The sequence below is a fragment of the Streptomyces lydicus genome (genome assembly GCF_001729485.1).
Classification (GTDB): domain Bacteria; phylum Actinomycetota; class Actinomycetes; order Streptomycetales; family Streptomycetaceae; genus Streptomyces; species Streptomyces lydicus_D.
This window is the reverse complement of the sequence record NZ_CP017157.1, coordinates 1,458,436-1,478,832: the sequence shown is the minus strand read 5'-3', so window position 1 is coordinate 1,478,832 and position 20,397 is coordinate 1,458,436. Positions and strand designations below refer to the sequence as shown.

Annotated in this window: 12 protein-coding genes, 1 tRNA gene and 1 pseudogene; 4 read left to right on the top strand and 10 right to left on the bottom strand. The window is 73.2% G+C overall.

Annotated features, from left to right (window positions below; all coding sequences use genetic code 11):
- Positions 1–62: 62 nt before the first annotated feature.
- Positions 63–1,934, bottom strand: coding sequence for a translation elongation factor 4 (gene lepA / locus SL103_RS06255; protein WP_079145592.1), 1,872 nt, complete (start codon positions 1,932–1,934; stop codon positions 63–65).
- 401 nt (positions 1,935–2,335) lie between these two features.
- Here lepA and rpsT point away from each other — a divergent pair, with 401 nt between their 5' ends.
- Complete coding sequence (gene rpsT, locus SL103_RS06250; RefSeq protein WP_069567759.1) at positions 2,336–2,602, top strand: 30S ribosomal protein S20; 267 nt, start codon at positions 2,336–2,338, stop codon at positions 2,600–2,602.
- A gap of 619 nt (positions 2,603–3,221) precedes the next feature.
- Positions 3,222–4,175 carry a hypothetical protein gene (locus SL103_RS06245; RefSeq protein ID WP_244303851.1) on the top strand — a complete coding sequence of 318 codons (954 nt, stop codon included), beginning with the start codon at positions 3,222–3,224 and terminating at the stop codon, positions 4,173–4,175.
- Between the two features lie 140 nt (positions 4,176–4,315).
- Here the strand turns inward: SL103_RS06245 and holA are convergent, their stop codons facing one another.
- Entirely contained in the window at positions 4,316–5,299 is a 984-nt protein-coding gene (gene holA, locus SL103_RS06240) for a DNA polymerase III subunit delta (RefSeq protein WP_069567758.1), read from the bottom strand.
- Between the two features lie 156 nt (positions 5,300–5,455).
- On the opposite strand from holA, the gene SL103_RS06235 reads away from it, so the two are divergent.
- On the top strand, positions 5,456–5,728 hold the full coding sequence (locus SL103_RS06235; RefSeq protein WP_069567757.1) for a hypothetical protein: 273 nt from the start codon (positions 5,456–5,458) through the stop codon (positions 5,726–5,728).
- Between the two features lie 168 nt (positions 5,729–5,896).
- On the opposite strand, the gene SL103_RS06230 is transcribed toward SL103_RS06235, so the two are convergent.
- From SL103_RS06230 to SL103_RS06195, 8 genes and pseudogenes are all read right to left on the bottom strand, one after another.
- Positions 5,897–6,676: an arylamine N-acetyltransferase family protein gene (locus SL103_RS06230; protein ID WP_069567756.1), complete on the bottom strand. Its 780-nt coding sequence runs from the start codon at positions 6,674–6,676 to the stop codon at positions 5,897–5,899.
- A gap of 340 nt (positions 6,677–7,016) precedes the next feature.
- Positions 7,017–9,800, bottom strand: a pseudogene (locus tag SL103_RS06225) (ComEC/Rec2 family competence protein); the annotation flags it as partial.
- On the bottom strand, positions 9,797–10,672 hold the full coding sequence (locus SL103_RS35755; RefSeq protein WP_347877835.1) for a ComEA family DNA-binding protein: 876 nt from the start codon (positions 10,670–10,672) through the stop codon (positions 9,797–9,799). The gene SL103_RS35755 and the pseudogene SL103_RS06225, both read right to left, overlap by 4 nt.
- Positions 10,673–11,052: 380 nt before the next feature.
- Entirely contained in the window at positions 11,053–11,898 is an 846-nt protein-coding gene (locus SL103_RS06215) for a DegV family protein (protein WP_069567755.1), read from the bottom strand.
- Positions 11,899–12,118: 220 nt separating this feature from the next.
- Positions 12,119–12,964, bottom strand: coding sequence for a hypothetical protein (locus SL103_RS06210; RefSeq protein WP_069567754.1), 846 nt, complete (start codon positions 12,962–12,964; stop codon positions 12,119–12,121).
- A gap of 220 nt (positions 12,965–13,184) precedes the next feature.
- Positions 13,185–16,079 carry a leucine--tRNA ligase gene (locus SL103_RS06205; RefSeq protein ID WP_069567753.1) on the bottom strand — a complete coding sequence of 965 codons (2,895 nt, stop codon included), beginning with the start codon at positions 16,077–16,079 and terminating at the stop codon, positions 13,185–13,187.
- Positions 16,080–16,399: 320 nt separating this feature from the next.
- Complete coding sequence (locus tag SL103_RS06200) at positions 16,400–18,358, bottom strand: S53 family peptidase (RefSeq protein ID WP_069567752.1); 1,959 nt, start codon at positions 18,356–18,358, stop codon at positions 16,400–16,402.
- Positions 18,359–18,718: 360 nt separating this feature from the next.
- Positions 18,719–18,791: transfer RNA gene (locus tag SL103_RS06195), tRNA-Ala, on the bottom strand.
- 154 nt (positions 18,792–18,945) lie between these two features.
- Between SL103_RS06195 and SL103_RS06190 the strand changes: the two genes are divergently transcribed.
- Positions 18,946–20,283, top strand: a complete 1,338-nt coding sequence (locus SL103_RS06190) for a glycosyltransferase 87 family protein (protein ID WP_069567751.1) — start codon at positions 18,946–18,948, stop codon at positions 20,281–20,283.
- Positions 20,284–20,397 lie beyond the last annotated feature (114 nt).

Sequence of the window (20,397 nt, the reverse complement as noted above, 5' to 3'; positions counted from 1 at the left end):
CAGCCCGGCGGCCGCTTCTTCCTGGCCGCTGCTTCTTCCGGACGGCTACTTCTTCCGGGCGGCTACTTCTTCTTGGCGTCGCCGTCGGAGTCCGAGGACAGCACCGCGATGAAGGCTTCCTGCGGAACCTCCACGCTGCCGACCATCTTCATCCGCTTCTTGCCTTCCTTCTGCTTCTCCAGCAGCTTCCGCTTACGGGAGATGTCGCCGCCGTAGCACTTGGCGAGGACGTCCTTGCGGATGGCGCGGACCGTCTCACGGGCGATGACCCGGCTGCCGATGGCGGCCTGGATCGGCACCTCGAAGCTCTGCCGCGGGATCAGCTCGCGCAGCTTCGCGACCAGCCGGACGCCGTAGGCGTACGCCTTGTCCTTGTGGGTGATCGCGGAGAACGCGTCGACCTTGTCGCCGTGCAGCAGGATGTCGACCTTGACCAGGTCGGCGATCTGCTCACCGGTGGGCTCGTAGTCCAGCGATGCGTAGCCGCGGGTCTTGGACTTGAGCTGGTCGAAGAAGTCGAAGACGACCTCGGCGAGCGGGAGGGTGTAGCGGATCTCGACCCGGTCCTCGGAGAGGTAGTCCATGCCGAGCAGATTGCCGCGGCGGGTCTGGCACAGCTCCATGATCGCGCCGATGAACTCGCTGGGCGCCAGGATCGTGGCCCGGACGACCGGCTCGTGCACCTTGTCGATCTTGCCGGTCGGGAACTCGCTCGGGTTGGTGACCTCGTGCTCGCTGCCGTCCTCCATGTCGACGCGGTAGACCACGTTGGGGGCGGTGGCGATCAGATCGAGGCCGAACTCGCGCTCCAGGCGCTCGCGGATGACCTCCAGGTGCAGCAGACCGAGGAAGCCGACGCGGAAGCCGAAGCCCAGCGCCGCGGAGGTCTCCGGCTCGTAGACCAGCGCGGCGTCGTTGAGCTGGAGCTTGTCGAGGGCGTCGCGCAGCTCGGGGTAGTCCGAGCCGTCCAGCGGGTACAGGCCGGAGAACACCATCGGCTTGGGATCCTTGTAGCCGCCCAGCGGCTCCTCGGCACCCTTGCTGAGCTGGGTGATCGTGTCACCGACCTTGGACTGCCGGACGTCCTTCACACCGGTGATGAGGTAGCCCACCTCGCCGACGGACAGGCCGTCGGCCGCCTTCATCTCCGGCGAGTTCGTGCCGATCTCCAGCAGCTCGTGCGCGGCGCCGGTCGACATCATCCTGATCCGCTCACGCTTGCTGAGCGTGCCGTCGACGACCTTCACGTACGTCACGACGCCGCGGTACGCGTCGTAGACCGAGTCGAAGATCATCGCGCGGGCGGGGGCGTCCTTGACGCCGACCGGGGCCGGCACCTCGCGGACGACCTTGTCCAGCAGCTCGGCCACGCCGACGCCGGTCTTGGCGGAGACCTTCAGCACGTCCTCGGGCTCGCAGCCGACCAGGTTGGCCAGCTCGGCGGCGAACTTCTCGGGCTGCGCGGCCGGCAGGTCGATCTTGTTGAGCACGGGGATGATCGTGAGGTCGTGCTCCATCGCCAGGTAGAGGTTGGCGAGGGTCTGGGCCTCGATGCCCTGGGCGGCGTCGACGAGGAGGATGCAGCCCTCACACGCGGCGAGCGAGCGGGAGACCTCGTAGGTGAAGTCGACGTGGCCCGGCGTGTCGATCATGTTGAGGATGTGGGTCGTGCCACTTCCTTCTTCGCCCTCGGAGGGGCTCCAGGGCAGCCGGACCGCCTGGGACTTGATCGTGATGCCGCGCTCGCGCTCGATGTCCATGCGGTCGAGGTACTGCGCGCGCATCTGCCGCTGGTCGACGACACCGGTGAGCTGGAGCATCCGGTCGGCGAGCGTCGACTTGCCGTGGTCGATGTGCGCGATGATGCAGAAGTTACGGAGGAGGGCCGGATCGGTACGGCTCGGCTCCGGCACGTTCGTAGGGGTCGCGGGCACGCAGGGTCCATTCAGTGAACGCGGGTAGGCGGGACTCGGGTATGTGACGTCTTCCCATGGTCCCATGCGCGACGGGGTCGGTCGGGTGTGGGCGCCACCGCGGACCACCGACGGGCGGGACGGGGTGCCCCCGGGGGCGATGGCCGGCGGGGGCGGAGCGGTCCGGTGGGGCTCGGCGGGCGGCCGACGGCGGTCGCGGCGAGGCGGGCGGGGGCTCGTGGAGGAGCGGGCCGTGGTTCGGGCGTCGTCCGGGGGCTCAGGCGTCGTCCGGGGGCTCGGGCGTCGTCCGGGGCTGGTTTGGGAGGCCGTAGACCCTGCTGGTAGCCTGGTCCACTGCGCTTCGTGCCCTCTCTCGTGCGCGGCGCAACTCGAAACTCCAACGAACCTGAAAAGGCTCTTTCGTGGCGAACATCAAGTCCCAGATGAAGCGGATCAAGACCAACGAGAAGGCTCGTCAGCGCAACAAGGCTGTCAAGTCCTCCCTGAAGACCGCGATCCGTCGCACCCGCGAGGCCATCGAGGCCGGCGACCTGCAGAAGGCCGCCACCGCCCAGGCCGAGGCTGCCAAGAAGCTCGACAAGGCCGTCAGCAAGGGTGTCATCCACAAGAACGCCGCCGCCAACAAGAAGTCGGCGCTGGCGAAGAAGGTCGCCGGCCTCAAGGGCTGAACCTTCGCGTAGTACCCGCTGCCTCGGCAGCCCCCCGTAACACCTCTGCCGGCAGGGACCCAGCGGCCCCTCTCTCCGCTCCCTGGCCGGTGCACCACCGCGCCGCACACGGCCTGCGTTCGCCACGCGGGTGCGGCGCACCCGGCCCACCCGGCGGTCACCACCGCCGAGGAGCCACCAACGCTTGACGCGAAGGCCCCGTCCCGCCCCTTCCCCAGGGGATGGAACGGGGCCTTTGTGATGCACGGGCGAACGTGACCGCTGTTACGCGTGGGGCGTGCCCGGTGTGACGCGTGGGCGTGACCACCGTGCCGCGCGGGGCGTGGCCGCTGTGACGCACGGGGCGTGGCCCGAGTGACCCTCGGGGCGTGGCCGCTGTGACGCACGAGGCGAGACCTCTGTCGTGCACGAAGCGTGACCTTCGTGGTGCACGAGGCGTGAGCGGCCTTCTCGGACCGGAGCGAACCTCGCCGGTTCTCCAGGTGCCCTGCTTCCGCATGTCCGAGCGCCGCGGTCCCGCTTTCCAGGCGCCCTCCTCGGGCTTTCCGGGGGTCGCGCTTCCGGTTCTCCGGGGTGCACGGGCGGGTCCGGTTTCAGAGGGTTCGGCTACGCTGCGTCCATGTCCACACCGGGGGATCCGAATCCGCACAACCCTTACGCCCAGCCGCAGCCCTCTCCGTACGGCCCGGCGCCCGCGCAGCCGAACGAGATACCGCCGGCGCAGCCGAATCCGTACGCACAGCAGCCGCCTCCGCCATCCCCGCCCGCCCCGCCGCAGGCTCCGCCGGTCCCGCCTCAGGGGCCCGGCGGCGGCTACGGCTATCCGGTGGCCGGCGCACCCGTAGGGACGCCCGGCTTTCCCGGCGCCTCCGCCGCTCCGGGCGCTTCCGGCGGCCGGTCCGCGTCCGGGTGGCTCTGGGCGATCGGCGGCGCCGTCGCCGCCTCCGCGATCTGGGGCTCCCTGCTCTTCGCCACCGGAGGCTTCTCCTCCGAGCCGAGCCCCGACCTCGCGGGCTACGCCTACACCGGTGATCTGTGCGCGGCCACCTCGATGACGCCCTTCGAGAACGCCCACTTCAAGACCAAGGAGAACACCGGCTCGTCCTCGAAGGACGCCAACCCCCAGCACAGCGGCACCCAGCAGACCTCGCTCGACACCATGTGGTGCAACGTCTCACTGCAGCAGGACAACGCCAGCAGCGCCGACTACTCCTCGAACTGGCTCTACAGCGCCGCCACGCTGCACAAGAAGACCGACCCGGCACCGGAGTTCGCCGACAACTACCGCTCGTACGAGAAGCAGGACACCTCGGTCGGCTACAAGGTCGAGTCCGTCCCCGGCCTCGGCGACGAGGCGTACCTCGTGACCAGGAACGACGAGGGCAGCAGCAGTAGCGGCTCGTATGTGATCCTCGGCGTCCGGGACGGCTGGATGACCTACCAGTCGACGTGGTCCAGCTACGCATCGAGCAGCAGCACCAGCAAGCAGCCGACTTCCTCGGAGGTCGCGACCATGCTGAAGACCAGCGCGACGGAAACCCTCAAGCGACTGCGGAGTTCGGGCTCGCGGTAAGGGCCGCCGGACGACTGCCGGCCGCCCCCGTCGGGCGGTGGCGGTCGGGCGTGCGGTAGCGGCCGACCACGTCGTGGCGGTGGTCGGGCGCGCGGTGGAGGCGGGCGGGCAGGCGGGGGTGGCCTGGTGCTGTTACTGCCTCAGCGCGACCGCGCCGCCCGGGCGATGGCGACCACGGCCTTCTCCAGGGCGTAGGCCGGATCGTCGCCGCCGCCCTTGACGCCCGCGTCGGCTGCCGCCACCGCGCGCAGCGCCGTCGCCACACCGTCCGCCGACCAGCCGCGCATCTGCTGCCGCACCCGGTCGATCTTCCAGGGCGGCATGCCCAGCTCGCGGGCGAGGTCACCGGGGCGGGCGCCGCGCGGGGCGGAGGCCAGCTTGCCGATGGCCCGCACCCCCTGGGCCAGCGCACTGGTGATCATGACGGGGGCGACCCCTGTGGCGAGGGACCACCGCAGCGCCTCCAGCGCCTCGGCGGCCCGGCCCTCGACGGCCCGGTCAGCGACGGTGAAGCTCGACGCCTCCGCCCGGCCGGTGTAGTAGCGGGCGACGACAGCCTCGTCGATCGCGCCCTCGACATCGGCGGCCAGCTGCGAACAGGCCGACGCCAGCTCGCGCAGATCGCTGCCGATCGCGTCGACCAGCGACTGGCACGCCTCGGGTGTCGCGGACCGCCCGGTCGCCCTGAACTCGCCCCGGACGAACGCCAGCCGGTCCGCCGGCTTGGTCATCTTCGGGCAGGCAACCTCACGCGCCCCGGCCTTACGGGCCGCGTCCAGCAGGCCCTTCCCCTTGGCGCCGCCGGCGTGCAGCAGGACGAGCGTGATCTCCTCGGCGGGCGAGCCGAGGTACCCCTTCACGTCCTTGATGGTGTCCGCGGACAGGTCCTGGGCGGCCCGCACCACGACGACCTTGCGTTCGGCGAAGAGCGAGGGGCTGGTCAGCTCGGCGAGGGTGCCGGGCTGCAGCTGATCGGGGGTGAGGTCGCGTACATCGGTGTCCGCGTCGGCCGCGCGGGCAGCCGCCACCACCTGCTGGACCGCGCGGTCCAGCAGCAGGTCTTCCTGGCCCACCGCGAGCGTGACGGGGGCGAGCGGGTCGTCGTGAGCTGTCTTCCTGGCCATCGCGGTCCAGCATCCCACGCCCCACTGACAGCGCCGGCCCTGCGCAGCACGTCGCCCTCCGGCCCGCGGCCGCGTGCCCGGGGCCGCATCTCGGGCACACCGCCTCCGCGGCCCCCGCACGCCCGTGCCACGGCCGCCCTGCCGGACAATGGCCCGGTGAACGACGACGACTCCCTCCGCACCAGCCACCACGTACGGCACGTTCTGGTTCTGCCCGACCGTGACGCCGCCGAGGAGGTGGCCGAGGCCCTGACCGACCGCTTCGGCGTCGCCGAGGAACCCCAGCTCGTGCGGGACGCCCTGGCCGGCGAGGACGACGCCGAGGACGCTCAGTGGCTGGTGGTCGTCGAGGACCCGGCCGGCGCCCATGACCCGGCCCTGCTGGACGAACTCGCGGCGGAGTACGAGGGCTGGCGCGAGGCCGAGTAGCCGCGGGCCACACCACGGCACCCCGTCCCCGTTACCAGGGCCGGCTGAGGAGCTGGGCCGGCCGAGGAGCGGGGCCGGCCGATCAGCAGGGCCGGCCGACGAGCAGGGCCGGCTGACGAGCGGAGTCGGCCGATCAGCCGGGCCGATCAGCCGGGCAGGTCGGTGGCCTCAGCGGGGCCGGTCGGCCACCACGGGCTCCCGTGCCAGCACGATGCCGAAGTGCTCCCGGTAGGCGGCGAGGACCTCGTCCGCCCCCACCTGCCGCTCCTCCCGCTCCCCGCCCGGCCCGGTGATCACGAGCGTGCGGCCGGAGAGGGTGACCCGGCCGGTCTCCGTCAGCCGTGAGCACACCAGGGACTGCGTGAAGTGCGACCTGGGCGACGTTTGGTGCCACCAGCACCCGACCTCGAACTCCCCGATCCCCCGCGGGCGTTGTTCGAGTCGGTACTGCGGGGCGCCGTCCCGCAGCACATCGAGGTCGCCCTCCGACGTCTCCTCCAGGCGGAAGGCACCAGCCGGATCGCTCTGCTCGTCCCGGCTGTCCCAGCGCAGCGGAAAGTGGCTGTGCCGTCCGAAGCCCACATCCGCAAGCCACGGCCCGTCGAGCGTCTGCACGCGCAGCGCCATGTGGTCGTACGGGATGCCGAGGCCGCCGTCGCCGAACACCCGGGCGGACAGCAGCTCGACCTCGTAGCCCAGGGCACGCAGCAACAGGGCGAAGGCTCCGTTGAGCTCGTAACAGAAGCCGCCCCGCCGGGCACCGACGATCTTGTCGAGCAGCGGCTGCTCGGCGAGTTCGATCTCCTCACCGAGGTGGAGGGAGAGGTTCTCGAACGGGACCGTGCGCAGATGGCTGAGGTGCAGGCTCCGCAGCGCCTCCGCGTCAGGGCGCGCGGGGCGCACGGCACCGATGCGGTCCAGGTAGGCGTCGGTGGCGGCGTCGTCCATCAGGGGATGTCCTCTCGGAGGCGAACCGGCGGCAGGTGCGCACCGCCGCCGAGCTGCGGGCATCCGGCGCCCCTCCGGGAGTGTACTGACCGTTCGGTCCCCACCCGGGCCGCGCGAACGGACCGGCCCCGCGGAAGCACGTGGTCAGCGTGCGGCGCAACGGGCGCAGTTCCTGGCGTTCATGGACTCCGGCACGGCGAAGAACGGCATGCGGAGGTACGAGCACGTGCCCTGCGCCGACCGGCAGAGCCTGCCGGCCGCCGTCTGCCGCCCTGGCCGGCCGGCCGGCGGGCCCCGCGCGGGTCCGGCGACCACCGGCCGGCCGGCCGCCGCCACGACGGCCGTTGACGGCCGCGGAAAGCCTGGCCGGGGTGCCCAGGACCGCGATCGCACCGTCGGTGTCCGTGCGCAGCACCTGGGCGCCCCGGGCGCGCAGCGCCGCGATCGTCCGGGGCGCCGGATGCCCGTACGGGTTGTCCACGCCGCAGGAGATCAGCGCCAGGCGCGGCGCCAGCCGGTGCAGCAACGGCGGATCCTGATAGGCCGAGCCGTGGTGCGCCACCTTCAGCACGTCGACGGCGCCCAGCTCGGGATGGGCCGCCAACAACGCCTGCTGCGCGGGCGGTTCGAGGTCCCCCAGCAGCAGGAGGGTCAGCCCGCCCGTACGGACGAGGAGGGTGACGCTGGCGTCATTGGGGCCGTCGAGCGCGTCGGGGGGCACGGCGCGATCGGGGCCCCGGGCCGCCGGTGGTGCGGGAGGAGGCCAGAGCACCTCCCAGGTCAGCGGACCGAGGTGGCGCCGCTCGCCCGGTGCGGCGGGCACGATCGGCACGCCCGCAGCCGCGGCCGTTCCGCGCACGAAACGGGCCTGGCCCGGCGGGTCGGGAAGCGTGGTGGTCTCGATGGCGCCGACCGAACGGCCGCGGAGTGCGCCGGGGAGCCCGTCCACGTGGTCGGCGTGGAAGTGGGTGAGGACGAGGAGGGGGATCCGGCGGACGCCGAGGTCGGTGAGGCAGCGGTCGATGGCGCGGGGCTCGGGGCCGGTGTCGACCACCAGCGCCGTACCGTCCCCGGCAGCCAGCACCAGGCCGTCGCCCTGTCCGACGTCGCAGACCACGGCCCGCCAGCCGGCCGGCGGCCAGCCGGTGATCACGCGGGTGAGCGGTGCGGGCCGGATCACCGCCAGCGCCACCGCCAGAGCACAGAGCACGCCCAGCCAACGCCGGCGGAGCACCCGACGGCCGACCGGTACCAGGACCGCGATGACGGCCGCCAGCGCCAGGCCGCCCACCCAGCCGCCGGGCCACTCGAACTCCGCTCCCGGCAGCGCCGCGCCCCGACGCGCGACCGCCGCGATCCACTCGGCGGGCCAGCCCGCGCACCAGGCCAGCGCCCTGGCGGCCGGCAGCGCGAGCGGAGCGGCGGCGAGCGCGGCGAAGCCCAGGACGGTGGCGGGTGCCACGGCCAGCTCGGCCAGCAGATTGCAGGGCACCGCGACCAGGCCGACCCGGGCCGCGAGCACGACGACGACCGGTGCGCACACCGCCTGGGCGGCGGCCGCGGCGGCGAGCACCTCGGCGAGCCGGGGCGGCACCCGTCGCCGCTGGAGGGCCGCGCTCCAGCGTGGCGCGAGCAGCAGCAGCGCGCCGGTCGCCAGGACGGAGAGCAGAAAGCCGAAACTCCGGGCGAGCCAGGGGTCGTAGAGCACCAGCAGCAGAACGGCGGCGGCGAACGCCGGGAGCAGGGAGCGGCGACGCCCGGTGCCGATCGCCAGCAGCGTGATCAGCCCGCAGGCGGCGGCACGCAGCACACTCGGATCCGGGCGGCAGACGACCACGAAGGCGAGCGCCAGCGCGCCACCGATGACGGCGGTGCCGCGCAGCGAGAGCCCCAGGCGCGGTGCCAGCCCACGGCGCTCGGCGCGCGTCGCGAGATGCGGCGGGCCGATCAGCAGGGCGAGCACGATCGTCAGATTGCTGCCGGAGACGGCCAGCAGATGGGTCAGGTCGGTGGCGCGGAAGGCGTCGTCCAGGTCCGGCGGCACCCGCGAGGTGTCCCCCACCACGAGCCCCGGAAGCAGCGCGCGGGCATCGGGGCGAAGCCCGTCGGTGGCCTCGCGGAGGCCGGCGCGCAGACCTCCCGCCAGCCGCTGCAGCGGCGTGGGCGGCCGGGTCACGACCGGCGGCCCGTCGCCGGTGACCCGGAGCACGGCGGCGGCCTGATCGCCCGAGGTCAACGGTGGTACGGCGCGTGCCACGACCCGGATGCGCGTCGAGGGCAGCAGCCCGCGCCAGGCGGCGGACGCGGCGCGTGCCAGGGCCGCCGGCCCCGACCGGTCGCCGGCTTCCCGCTGCCGTACGACGACCAGGACCGGGGTGCGGACGGCACTGGCCCCGCCGTCCGGCGCGGTGACGCGGACCGCCTCGGCGTCGAACACCAGCGCCGGGGGCGTCCGTTGGGAACCGCGGACCCGGGGCCGGGTCAGCCGGGGGTCCCCGGTCACCGCCAGCTCGACCGTGACCCGCGCGTACCGCTTCGCGAGGGCGGGCAGCGGCCCGCGCCGGACGTCCGCCGCACGCAGCGCGGCGGACGCGGCCCCGGCGGTGGCGCAGAGCAGCACGGCAGCCAGGGCGACACACGCTCCGGCCGACCACGTGCGGGGACCGCGAGGACGGCTCGGCCCGGGCGCCGGACGGGGCGGATCGGCCCCGGCGCGAGGCGGCTCCTGCACCGGAGGCCGCGGCACCGGCCCGGGGCGGCGCGGCTCCGCTCCGGAACGGCGCGGGTCCTGGCCGGAGGACCTCACCCCCGGCCCGGCAGGGCTCGTTCCGCACCGCGGCACCTCGCGCGGCGAGGCGGCCCCGCGTGGTTGCTCCCCCTCCGGCTCACGCTCCGCCCGTCGCCGGAGAACGGCCACCCTCAGGGCGAGAGCGGCGAGCAGGACAGCCGCACCGCAGGCCACCGCCACCGCGACCCCGGGCGCGTCCAGGGCGACCGCCGCAGCCGCCCAGGCCGCCAGCGCCGGCCCGACAAGACGCAGGTCGGCCGGTCCCTCCTGGCGTGGTTCGGAGGCGCCGTGCGCAGACGCCGCCGTGGCGTGCACCGTGGCGCGGTCGCCGGTCACGGCTCCACCAGAGGGCGGAGATCGGCGAAGCGGCGGTCCCCGATGCCGGTCACCTGGCGGAGCTGCTCCACGGACGTGAACCCGCCGTGCCGGCTGCGGAATTCGATGATGTGGCGGGCCAGGACCGGCCCCACTCCGGGGAGCGCGTCCAGCTGCTGCTCGGTGGCCGTGCTGAGACTGACCGGCCCGCCCGGGCCGCCGCCCGCGCCCGGCGCCCCACCGCCGGCCACCGCGCCAGGACCGGCGCCTCCCCCGCCCCCGGCGCCCGCGCCCGCAGCCGCACCCGCGTCACCGACGACGATCTGTTCACCGTCGGTCAGCAGCCTGGCGCGGTTCAGCCCCCGCGTGCTCGCCCCCCGCAGCACCCCGCCCGCGGCCTGAAGCGCGTCGATCACCCGCGCGCCCGGAGGCATCCGGTGAATCCCCGGGTGCCGGACCTTGCCGACGACATCGACAACCAACTGCCGTCCCCGGCCGACGGGTGGGCCACTCGCCGACGCCCCGGAGGACACCGCACCCGACGGCGGCAGCGACGGAGCCGCTTCCCCGCCCGGGCCGGGCCCCCGGACCGCCCGCGGCCGTTCGGCCACGGGAGCGCGTACGGCCTCCGGGCGCCCCGTCCAGAAGTGCTGCACGGCGAAGCCCACCGCGACCACGAGCACCAGAGCCAGGGCGGCGAGCGCCTTGGGATCGGTACCGCATCGCAACTGGACCCAGAGCGGCAGCCGTTCCCGTAACGCGAGCCACGCACCGTCGAGACGCCGCGGGGCGGACCGGCCGGGCGGCGGGGACGCCGGGACCGGGGTCGTGGCCGGGACCGGGTCCGGGTCAGGCGGGGGATCGTGACCGGGCGGCGGCGGTCCGGCAGCCACCGCCGCACCCGCGTCCCCGAAGATCGCCGCGACCCGCGCCCGTACGCGCTCCCGCTCGCCGTCCCGCCCAGGGCCTGGCGACGGATGCCCACCCCGAAAGGCCGGCGTACCGGCTGACGTGCGCGTACCGACAGCGTTCTGCCTGCCGAAAGAGGTCTGCCCACCGGGAGCGGGCGCACCGGCCGAGGTGTGGGTACCGACTGACGTGCGGGCATCGAGCGACGTATGCGTACCGAGCGAGGTGCCCGTACCGGGAAAGGTGTTCATGGCCGTCGACGCTAAGCACCCCGCGGAAATCTCGCTGAGCTGCCTTGAATCCGGTGGACAGCCGGCGACTTGTGGACAACTCCGTCACCCACAGGGCCCCCTCGCTCCCCCGCTCACCGCGGGGACACCACAACCCCCAGCAGCCCCGGCCCCGTATGCGCGCCAATGACCGCGCCGACCTCACTCACGTGCAGCTCGTTCAGCCCGGGCACCCGCTCCCGCAGCCGCTGCGCCAGCGCGTCCGCGCGCTCGGCCGCGGCGAGATGATGGACCGCGATGTCGGCCGGGCCCTCGCCGGCGCGCTCCGCCGCGATCTCCTCCAGCCGTGCGATGGCCTTGGACGCCGTACGGACCTTCTCCAGCAGTTCGATCCGCCCGTCGGCCAGTTGGAGGAGCGGTTTGACGGCCAGGGCGGAGCCCAGCAGGGCCTGGGCCGCGCCGATCCGGCCACCGCGGCGCAGGTAGTCGAGGGTGTCGACGTAGAAGTAGGCGGAGGTACCCTCGGCGCGCTTCTCCGCCGCGGCGACCGCTTCGTCCGCGTCGCCGCCGGCCTCCGCCGTCTCCGCGGCGGCGAGAGCGCAGAACCCGAGGGCCATGGCGACCATGCCGGTGTCCACGACGTGTACGGGGACCGGCGCCTCCTTGGCCGCCATCACCGCCGCGTCGTACGTGCCCGAGAACTCCGAGGAGAGGTGGAGCGAGACGATGGCGCGCGCGCCGGCGGCCGCGACCTGCCGATAGGTGTCGGCGAACACGCTGGGAGCGGGGCGGGAAGTCGTCACGGGGCGGCGCTTCTGCAGCGCCTGGGCCACCGATCTGGCGGAGATCTCGGTGCCCTCTTCCAGGGCCTGGTCCCCCAGGACGACGGTCAGTGGTACGGCCGTGATCTGGTGGCGTTCGATGGCCGTCCGCGGCAGGTAGGCCGTGGAATCGGTGACGATCGCGACATGGCGGGACATGACTTGGAGATTATCCGGGGAACCGGATGCCGCACAGTGCGGGCCCCTCCCCAAGATCTTCCAGGTTTGCCCAAGGCTCTGCCAAGTGCCCGCGGGACGGCGTCGTCATCCGCTTCTGCCGCCGTTCCCGGGGCCGGTGCCGGCCCGCTCCGGCCGCTTCTCCGGGGCCCCGCCCCGCCCCGCCCCACCCCCTCGCCGCGCCCCCCACGCGTCCCCCCGCTCACTCCCGTCGCCGCGCCTCCGCCTCCCGGACGTCCCCCCGGCGCGCCTCAGCCCTCCGGGCCTCCGCCCGCTGCTCCTCCGTCCGCGGAGCCTTCTGCCACGGGTGAGCCGGCTCGGTGCGGGGGTCCCGGGCGGTGATCGCCGGCGGGGCGTCGGGGGCCGCGCCCCGGGAGGAGCCGCGGCCGGCCGTCTCCGGGGCCGCGCCCTGGCGGGCGGCGTCCGCGCCCGGGGAGCCGTCGGCGGTGCCCGTCCGCGGCCGGCCGTCCGCCACCGGTTCGCCCGCGGCCGGATATCCCGGGCCCTCGGTCCAGTGGCGCAGCGCGCCGGCCTCCACATCGATCTGGTCGCTGAGCGCCGCGAGATCGTCGTCGGCGAACCTGCGCGCGCGGTCGCGGGCGGCCCACCGCAGCGACTCCGCGGAGTGGGTGATCCGTTCCGTCCGCTCCCGCAGCTCCGGGAGGCGCGCGGCGATGGTGGGCCGGTCGGGCTCCCGTTCCAGCCGCTTGAGCTCGGCGTCCAGCTCATGGCCGTGGGCGCTCAGCCGCTCGAAGAGGCCGATCGCCTCGCTGAGGGAGGCGTCCTCGCCGGCTGCGCCGTACAGCGCGTCCTGGGTGGCGCGCATGGACGTACGGAGCGAGAGCCGCAGCTGCGCCAGTTCGCCGACCACGCCGGGCTGGGCGAGCTGCCGGGCCCGGAGGGTGGTGTCCTCGACCGTGCGGCGGGCCTGGGCGACCGTACGGTCCACGCCGCGCTTGGCCGCCTGCACCGCCTTGACCGTGAGGAAGACTCCGGCCAGGACGAACAGCACGAAGAGCAGTCCGACGATGGCGGCGGCGGCTTCCATGGAGTCTCCCCAGACGTGTCGGCGGACCGGATGGGTGGCCCGCGCCCTGTCTCTCCACGGTAAACGGCGCGGGCAGGCTGCGGGTTCCTGACGAACCCCCAACCTGCCCGTAGGGGAAAACCCTGTGGCCCGGGCGAAGGCCCGGGCCACGGCGGCCCGCAGGCCCCGGGAACACGGCCCACGCCGGGCCGGTGCGCCCGCGGCGGGCCGCCCGCGAGGGCTACGCCGGCACGATGTTCACCAGCTTCGGCGCCCGGACGATCACCTTCCGGATGCCCGCGCCGTTCAGCGCCGCGACGACCGCCGGCTCGGCCAGTGCCGCCGCCTCCAGGTCAGCGTCCGAGATCGACGGGGCGACCTCCAGGCGGGCCTTGACCTTGCCCTTGATCTGGACCACACAGGTCACGGTCTCGTCCACCACGTAGGCGGGGTCGGCGACCGGGAAGTCCGCATGGACCACGGACCCGGTGTGGCCCAGCCGGCGCCACAGCTCCTCGGCGATGTGCGGGGCCAGCGGGGCGATCAGCAGGACCAGCTGCTCCGCGACCGTGCGGGAAACCGGGCCACCCGTCTTGGTCAGGTGGTTGTTCAGCTCGGTCACCTTGGCGATGGCCGTGTTGAAGCGCAGGTTCGCCATGTCCTGCGCGACGCCGTCGATGGCCTTGTGCAGCGCGCGCAGGGTGGCGTCGTCCGGCTCGGTGTCGACGACGGTGACCTCGCCGGTCGCCTCGTCCACCACGTTGCGCCACAGGCGCTGCAGCAGGCGGTACTGGCCGACGACGGCCCGGGTGTCCCAGGGGCGCGACACGTCCAGCGGGCCCATCGCCATCTCGTACAGGCGCAGGGTGTCCGCCCCGTACTCGGCGCAGATCTCGTCGGGGGTGACGGCGTTCTTCAGGGACTTGCCCATCTTGCCCAGCAGCCGGGAGACCTTGCCGCCCTCGTAGTAGAAGACGCCGCCCTCGTGCTCCTCGACCTCCGCCGCCGGGACGGCGATGCCGCGGCTGTCCCGGTAGACGTACGCCTGGATCATGCCCTGGTTGTACAGCTTGTGGAACGGCTCGGCGGACGAGACGTGGCCCAGGTCGTGCAGCACCTTGGACCAGAAACGGGCGTACAGCAGGTGCAGGACCGCGTGCTCGGCGCCGCCCACGTACAGGTCGACACCGCCGTGCGGCTGCCCCTCGCGCGGACCCATCCAGTACTGCTCGACGTCCGGGTCGACCAGCTTGTCCGCGTTGTTCGGGTCCAGATAGCGCAGCTCGTACCAGCACGAACCCGCCCAGTTGGGCATGGTGTTGGTCTCGCGGCGGTACTGCTTGGGGCCGTCGCCCAGGTCCAGCGTGACGTTGACCCAGTCCTCGTTGCGGGACAGCGGGGTCTCCGGCTGGGTGTCGGCGTCGTCCGCATCGAAGGTGCGCGGCGAGTAGTCCTCGACCTCCGGCAGCTCCAGGGGCAGCATCGACTCGGGCAGCGCGTGCGCCACGCCGGCCTCGTCGTAGACGATCGGGAACGGCTCGCCCCAGTAGCGCTGCCGGCTGAACAGCCAGTCGCGCAGCCGGTAGTTGACCGTGCCCTCGCCGATGCCCCGCGCGGCCAGCCACTCGGTGATCTTCGCCTTGGCCTCGGTGACCCCCAGGCCGTCCAGCGAGATGTCGGCGCCGGACGAGTTGACGATCTTCGCGTCGTACGAGGCGAAGGCGTCGTCCCAGGTGGCCGCGTCGGTGCCGCGACCGTCCGTCGGCTCGACGACGCAGCGCATCGGCAGCTCGAAGGCGCGGGCGAAGGCGAAGTCGCGGGTGTCGTGGGCAGGAACGGCCATGATCGCGCCGGTGCCGTAGCCCATCAGGACGTAGTCGGCGATGAAGACCGGGACCTGCTCGCCGCTGACCGGGTTGGTGGCGTGGACGCCGGTGAAGACGCCGGTCTTGTCCTTGGCCTCGGCCTGCCGCTCGACGTCCGACTTGGAGGCGGCCTGCTTGCGGTACGCGGCGACGGCCTCGGCCGGGGTGGCGTGGCCACCGGTCCACACCTCGTGGGTGCCCTCGGGCCAGGCGTCGGGCACCAGGGAGCCGGTGCCGTCGCCGTCCTCGGCGCCGGCGATCAGCGGGTGCTCCGGCGCCAGCACCATGTAGGTCGCGCCGAACAGGGTGTCCTGGCGGGTGGTGAAGACGGTGATCTTCTCGTCGCCCACGGGGAAGTCGACGCGGGCGCCCTCGGAGCGGCCGATCCAGTTGCGCTGCTGCAGCTTGATGGCGTCCGGCCAGTCCAGCGCGTCCAGGTCCCGCAGCAGCCGGTCGGCGTAGGCGGTGATGCGCATGTTCCACTGGCGCAGCTTCGCCTTGAACACGGGGTAGTTGCCGCGCTCGGAGCGGCCGTCGGCGGTGACCTCCTCGTTGGCCAGCACCGTGCCCAGTCCGGGACACCAGTTGACCGGCGCGTCCGACGCGTACGCCAGGCGGTATTCGCCCAGGACGTTGGCGCGCTCGACGGCGCTCAGCGCGCTCCAGGGGCGGCCGTCGGGGGTCTGCCGGGTGCCGGCCTCGAACTGGGCGACCAGGGTGTCGATCGGACGGGCCGCGTCCGCCTCCGGGTCGTACCAGGAGTTGAAGATCTGCAGGAAGATCCACTGGGTCCACTTGTAGTACGCCGGGTCGATCGTCTCGACCGAGCGGCGCTGGTCGTGGCCCAGGCCCAGGCGGCGCAGCTGGCGCCGCATGTTGACGATGTTGGCCTCGGTGGAGACCCGCGGGTGGGTGCCGGTCTGGACGGCGTACTGCTCGGCGGGCAGGCCGAAGGCGTCGAAGCCCAGGGTGTGCAGGACGTTGTGGCCCGTCATGCGCTGGTGGCGGGCGTAGACGTCGGTGGCGATGAAGCCCAGCGGGTGCCCGACGTGCAGTCCCGCACCCGAGGGGTACGGGAACATGTCCATGATGAACTTCTTGGGGCGGGCCGCCAGCTCCGCGTCGCCGGCCAGGTCGCCCTTCGGGTTCGGGGCCTCGTAGGTCCCCTTCTCCTCCCAGAAGTCCTGCCAGCGTGCCTCGATGTCGGCGGCCAGCGCGGCCGTATAGCGGTGCGGCGCTGCCACCTCGGCAGCGGTGGTCGTCTCGCTCATCGTCCTCAAAGCTCCATCGATCGTCTCTGCCTGCGGAAACGCGCCTCGCGCCCGGCATCGCCGGAAACAAAAAGACCCCTCGCACAGGAGGGGACGCCGCGCCGATTCCGACGGGGTCTGTCAACCGTCGGCACTGATCAGCGCGGCCCGCTAAGCAGAAGGCGTACGGCACGCATGGCGCCAGGGTACCGCAGGGCGTACGGGGCCCGCGCTGAGGATTACCCCCAGACGGGCCCCGCCCCCCGCTGCGTCCCGCTCCTGCCGCCGCGCCGCCCGGTCAGGGCCGTGCGGGGCGGGGCGGTACCGCGCGTGCCCCGGCGTCAGTGCCGGTAGGAGCTCACATAACCGGCGCCGGGCGTGCCCACGCCGGTCACGTCGTCGTAGCCGACGGTCGCGTGCAGGGAGCTGTCCTTGCCCAGGCTGCGCAGCGAGGTCGTGGTGCCCTTGCTGCTGTCGGCGCCGTTGACGAAGTCGACCCGGACGACCGCCAGGTCACGGCCGGCACCCAGCGGGTGGTCGGTGACGTCGTGGTACGCCGAGGTGCCGTAGCGCTGGTAGATGGCCGGGTTGGCGAAGCCGATGGCGATGCCGTGTCGGGCCTGCTGCGCCAGCGCCTGGACGCCCGCGATCACCGGGGCGGCCAGGGAGGTACCGCCGATGCGGTACTCGTCGTAGCCGAGCTTTCCGTCCGGCAGGGTCTGGGTCTGGCCGACCAGGAAGCCGGTGTTGGGGTCGGCGACCGCCGAGATATCCGGAACGGTGCGCATGGCGCCCTTCAGGGCGATGTCGGACAGCTCGTGCGGGACGACGCCACGCTGGTAGTAGGGCTGCGCGACGGTCTTGCTGACGCCGCCGCCGGCGCCGCCGTTGAAGGCACCGGGGAAGCCAGCCCAGCTGCTGCCGTCCTTGGACAGCAGCGCCTTCTGGGTGCCCCAGCCGGTCTCCCACTTGTAGGCGTCGTGCTTGCCGACGGCCAGGGAGGTGCCGCCGACCGCGGTCACCCACGCGGAGTTCGCCGGGGTGTCGACCTGCTTGGTGCCGGTGTTGGCGACCTCGTCGCCGTTGTCACCGGAGGAGAAGTAGAAGCCGATGCCCTGGACCGCGCCCTGCTGGAAGAGCTGGTCGTAGGCGGCCGCCACCTCGGGGGTCTCGTTCGCCTCGATGTCGCCCCAGGAGTTGGAGACGATGTCCGCGAGGTGCCCGTCGACGACCTTGCCGATCGAGTCGATCAGGTCGTCGTCCATGCAGGAGGCGCCACCGACGTAGACGATGTCCGAGTCGGGCGCGACCGCGTGCACGGCCTCGACGTCGAGGGTCTCCTCGCCGTACCAGCCGGCCGCCCCGCAGTCGTCGATGTGCGTGTAGCCGTCCGGCAGGACCTGGGAGAGCTGGCCCTTGCGGTAGCGCTGGTCACCGTTGCGGGCGGCGTACTTGGCCGCGTCCTGGGCGATGGTCGGCGAGGCGTAGGCGTCGGTGATCGCGACGGTCACGCCCTTGCCGGTCCAGTTCTTCGCCCCGTAGGCGGCGCGCAGCTGCTTGCCCGTGTAGCCCTTGATCGCGTACGGGGCCTTGCTCCCGTAGGCGGACGGCAGCGACTTGTCGGTCCGGGAGCCGTAGTACGACGAGAACGGGCCGGAGTTGCGGAAGACGCCCTCCGGCGGCGGCAGTTCACCGGAGTGGTGCTTGGCGAGCTTGGGCGCGTTGTCCAGGCCGGTGACCGTCAGCACCGCGTCGGCCAGCGAGGCCGGCGCGGAGGCGGTGGTGGACGGCGCGTGGTAAGTGTGCCCGCCCTTGAGGTAGTTGTGCAGGTCGGTGGCGAAGGCGCGCTCGGCGGCGGCCGTGTCGCCCTGGACCGTGACGTAGCGGTTGGTGGTGCCGGTGACCTTCAGGCCGGACTTCTTCAGCCAGTCGGTCACCTTGGCTATCTGGTCGTGCGTGGCGCCGTACCGGGCGCGCACCTGGGCCGGGCTCAGGTACTTCCCGTACGAGGCGGACTGCGGGTCGGACACCGCCTTGGCGTAGTCCGCGAGGCCCTTGGCGTCACGGCCGGCCAGGTACACGCGGGCGTTGACGGCCGTGGCGTCGGGGGTGGCACCCCGGTCGGCCTGCCGGGTCGCCCACAGGGGCTTGGTGCCCTGCAGCACGTGCCGGCCCCCGTCGTGCCCCGCGGCGTCGGCGGCGGGCGCCCCGAGCGCGAGCGTCCCGGCGACCAGCGGCAGCGTCGCTGCCCAGGCCAGACCGGCGCGGGCGCGCGGTGTTCTGGTGCGGCTTGATCTCATGTAACCCCCTGCTGTGGCGATGCGGTGCGCTGCGGGGTGACGCGGTGCGCCGGCGCGGCGGGGCGCGGCACCTCACGAGCGGTGCATGCGTTGAATGTGACGCTCACGCGATCCGCCACTCTTTCGGTGAACCGTTCATGTCAGGGGCATGCGATCACCAAGAAGAGACCAAGGAACGGCAAGGACTGGCCAGGAATCACCAGGAACCGGACGGTCAACTCGCCATAGCGGACAGACCGTTGACCGGATATCGCCTCAACCCGGGACGAACCGCCCACCCCTGGGGAGAGCCACCCCCCGCGGCCCCCAGGGCCACGCAGCAGAGCGGGCCGTCCATACGGACGGCCCGCTCTGTCTCTGTGGAGCTAAGGAGAATTGAACTCCTGACCTCCTGCATGCCATGCAGGCGCTCTACCAACTGAGCTATAGCCCCAGGTCTTGTTACCGCCCGGTTCCCCGCTGCGGCATCGCCTACATTACACGGCCCTCCCCGGCTTCTGCCAAATCGTTCTCCCGGGGCCCCTGCGGCCAGGTGCGCGGTACTGTCGGCGGGACGTGCCCGATTCGTCCTGGGGGAGCCGTACGCCGTGACCGCGCTGGAGCTGGAGCAGTCCACCGACCCCCGCGGCCCGCACCCCCGCAGGGGCACCGTCCGCCGGCACCCGACCCTCGCGGCGGCCCTGGCCTGCCTGGTCTCCTTCACCGCCTTCTGGGTCGCGCAGCGCCTCGCCCACGTGACGATGATCGACCTCATGGTCTACCGGGCGGAGGGCCTCACCGTCCGCGCCGGCGAGTCGCTCTACGACATGGCGGCCACCTCGGCGCACCTGCCCAACACCTACCCGCCCTTCGCGGCACTGCTGTTCACCCCGCTCACCCTCCTCGGCGTCCCGGCGATGCGCACCCTCGCCACCGCCGGCAACCTGCTGCTGCTCGTCGCCGTGGTCCACCTCTCGCTGCGGCTCGTCGGCCGGCCCCGCCACCTGCCCCGGCCCGCCGCGACCCTCGCGGTCTCCGCGCTGCTGGTGTGGTGCGAGCCGGTGTGGACGACGCTGCGCTACGGCCAGATCAACCTGCTGCTGGCCGCGCTGGTCCTGTGGGACCTGACCCGCAGGGACACCCACCGGCTCGCGGGCCTCGGCATCGGCCTCGCGGCGGGCCTCAAGCTGACGCCCGCGCTGTTCGCCGTCTTCCTGGCACTGGCCGGCATCGTCCGGGCCGGGCAGCGCCTGCGCTCCGGCGCGGGCCCGCGCGCCGTCTGGAACCCCTGGCTGCGGCAGGCCGCCGTCGCCACCGCCGCCTTCCTCGCCACCGCCCTGCTCTCGGCCCTCGCGCTGCCGCGCGACTCGCGCCGCTTCTGGACGGAGATCGTGTTCGCCGCCGACCGGGTCGGCGATGTCGAGATCACCGCGAACCAGTCGCTGCGCGGGGTCCTCGCCCGGCTGCTGCACACCCACGACACGGGCGTCATCTGGCTCGTGCTCGCCGGCCTGACCGCGGCCCTCGGCCTGGCGCTGGCCGCCGGATCGCTGCTGCGCGGGCCGGGAACACTCCCGGCCGAAGCCGGGGGGCACGCCTGGGCCGCCGTCGCCTGCGCGGCGACCGCCCTGCTGGTCAGCCCGGTCTCCTGGTCGCACCACTGGGTGTGGTGCGTACCGATGCTGGTGCTGCTCGGCTCCGAAGCGCTGCGCCGTACGGGCACCGGCGCCCGCCGCTGGTGGACCACGACCGTCGCACTGGGCCTCCTCTTCTGCTCGTTCGCGCTGTGGTGGGTGCCGCACCGCTGGCACCAGCACGAGGAACTGCACCAGAACGCCGGGCAGATGCTGCTCTCCGGCATCTACCCGCTCGCCGGTGTGCTCGTACTGGCGCTGACCGGTGCGCGCCTGTGGCGCCTGAACCGCCCGCCCACGTCCGTGGATTGAACGGACGGCGGCTCACTGCCCCTCCAACGCCCGGTGCGCGGACAGCGGTTCCGCCTGCCCGGAACCGTTCGGAACTGCCCGGGGCCGGTACGGAAGCGACCGGAGCCGGTACGG

Excerpts from the sequence above, each read along its gene's own strand:
- SL103_RS06245 (WP_244303851.1), top strand. The coding sequence starts at position 3,222 with ATGTCCACACCGGGGGATCCGAATCCGCACAACCCTTACGCCCAGCCG.
- holA (WP_069567758.1), bottom strand. The coding sequence starts at position 5,299 with ATGGCCAGGAAGACAGCTCACGACGACCCGCTCGCCCCCGTCACGCTC.
- SL103_RS06230 (WP_069567756.1), bottom strand. The coding sequence starts at position 6,676 with ATGGACGACGCCGCCACCGACGCCTACCTGGACCGCATCGGTGCCGTG.
- SL103_RS06215 (WP_069567755.1), bottom strand. The coding sequence starts at position 11,898 with ATGTCCCGCCATGTCGCGATCGTCACCGATTCCACGGCCTACCTGCCG.
- SL103_RS06210 (WP_069567754.1), bottom strand. The coding sequence starts at position 12,964 with ATGGAAGCCGCCGCCGCCATCGTCGGACTGCTCTTCGTGCTGTTCGTC.
- SL103_RS06205 (WP_069567753.1), bottom strand. The coding sequence starts at position 16,079 with ATGAGCGAGACGACCACCGCTGCCGAGGTGGCAGCGCCGCACCGCTAT.
- SL103_RS06200 (WP_069567752.1), bottom strand. The coding sequence starts at position 18,358 with ATGAGATCAAGCCGCACCAGAACACCGCGCGCCCGCGCCGGTCTGGCC.